The organism is Streptomyces sp. NPDC001292 (assembly GCF_042896465.1).
Taxonomy (GTDB): domain Bacteria; phylum Actinomycetota; class Actinomycetes; order Streptomycetales; family Streptomycetaceae; genus Streptomyces.
Map to the genome: position 1 here is coordinate 1 of NZ_JBIAXG010000138.1, position 1,587 is coordinate 1,587.

Here is a 1,587-nt window from a genome sequence, read left to right on the forward strand (position 1 = left end):
CCCTCTCTGTCAAAGTAGGTTGAGTCAGGCATACTGGATGATTCATTGAGTCGAGGGCGGAGAAGGAGTAGTGCCCGGGTGGCCAGCACGAATGACCACGGGACCCCTGATCCGCAGGTGGAAGCCCGTTCGACCGGTCCGCGCCGGTATACCGCGGAGTACAAGGCGAGGATCCTCGCGGAGTACGAGTCGTTGGACAAGAAGGGCAAGGGTGCCCTGCTGCGGCGGGAGGGGCTGTACTCGTCGTTGATCACGACGTGGCGGCAGCAACGGGACAAGGGCGCCCTGGACGCGCTCGCCGCGTCGGCCGGACGGCCGAAGGCGGACCCGCGGGACAGGGAGATCGCGAAGCTGAAGGCGGAGAAGGTCCGCCTGGAAGCCGACCTCGCCAAAGCTCGCACGGTCATCGAGGTCCAGGGAAAACTCTCCGCGCTGCTCGACCAGTTCGCCACGGACAGCGCCCCGAACCAGAACGGCGAGAAGGACCAGTGACCGGGGCCCGGTCCGCGGCCGTGGCGTTCACTACCGCCCGCGACCAGGCCCTCGAAGAGCTCACCGGGCTGGTCGGACGGGTCCAGGCATGCGCCGCGCTCGGCGTGAGCCGGGCCACCTACTACCGCCACCACCGCCAGAGCCCCGCCCCGGCCAGGCCGCGACGGGAACGGCGCCGACACCCCCGCGCGCTCACCCCGGAGGAGGAGATACGGGTCCTCGATGTGCTCCATTCCCCGGAGTTCGCCGACATGGCGCCCGCCGAGATCTACGCGGTCCTCCTGGACCGGGGTGTCTACCTGTGCTCGGAGTCGACGATGTACCGGCTCCTGCGACGGCACGGCGAGGTCCGTGAACGCCGCCGCCAGGCCGTCCATCCGCCAAGGACCGTTCCGGAGCTGGTCGCCGAGGGCCCGAACCGGGTCTGGAGCTGGGACATCACGAAGCTGAAAGGCCCGGTCAAGGGCGTCTACTACTGCCTCTACACGATCATCGACATCTTCAGCCGCTACACGGTCGGCTGGATGATCGCCGACCGGGAGAACAAGGACCTCGCCGAGCGGTTCCTGTCCGAGACGATCGCCAAGTACGGCATCGTGCCAGGACAGTTGACGATCCACTCGGACCGCGGGTCCCCGATGGTCGCGCAGAACGTCGCCCAGATGATGGCCGGTCTCGGCGTCACCAAGTCGCATTCGCGGCCGAAGACGTCGAACGACAACCCGTACAGCGAGAGCCAGTACAAGACCCTGAAATACCGGCACGACTTCCCGGACCGTTTCGGATCCCTCGAGGACGCCCGGGCGTGGTGCACCCAGTTCTTCACCTGGTACAACGAGGAACACCGGCACTCCGGGATCGGCCTGCACACGCCCTACGACGTGCACTTCGGCCTCGCCGATCAGCTCCGCGAGATGCGTGCCGACGTCCTCCAGGCGGTCTACGCGAAGCACCCCGAACGCTTCGTCCGCAAGCCACCGGAGCCCCCGAAGGTCCCCGCAGCGGCCTGGATCAACAAGCCGGCACCAGACGGCCCACTGATCCCGGCACAGCGTTAGAACGATCTACCTGCCTTGATCGCTTTGACAGGTTCCG

At 67.0% G+C, this 1,587-nt stretch carries 1 pseudogene; it reads left to right on the forward strand.

From position 1 onward, the window contains the following. Window positions 1-78 precede the first annotated feature (78 nt). Window positions 79-1,550, forward strand: a pseudogene (locus tag ACFY4A_RS42585) (IS3 family transposase). Window positions 1,551-1,587 lie beyond the last annotated feature (37 nt).